At 35.2% G+C, this 332-nt stretch carries 1 pseudogene; it reads right to left on the bottom strand.

What is annotated here, in order from left to right:
• A pseudogene (locus IU405_RS00910) lies at nt 1-332 on the bottom strand (hypothetical protein); the annotation flags it as partial.

Raw genomic sequence — 332 nt, 5'->3', positions numbered from 1 at the left:
GTTTTGATAATAGCTGCTTTTTCATCAGTAAATGGATGTTTTACACCACCCGTTAAACCATAATATTTTAAACTAAAACCTGCTGTATAAGCTTCAAAAGTTCCTCCAATTGCTCTGTGATATCCTCCATGAGCACTGATTCCAAACTTGTCAGTTAAACGAACATCAAATCCAGCTTTTGGGTACATTGTTAAGCCACCTTCTGGAAAAATTCTACCTCCAGCAGCACCTATTCCCATTTTTGCGAAGAAGTTTACATGTTTTGTTTCAATAAAATTTTTTCCAACTCCAAAAAACACATCCATAAAACCAGAAACCAAACCACTATACAT

The sequence above is a fragment of the Polaribacter sp. BAL334 genome (genome assembly GCF_015767435.1).
In the GTDB taxonomy this organism is placed as follows: Bacteria; Bacteroidota; Bacteroidia; order Flavobacteriales; family Flavobacteriaceae; genus Polaribacter.
The sequence above is the reverse complement of the archived record's forward strand: the minus strand, read 5'-3'. Positions and strand labels throughout refer to the sequence as shown.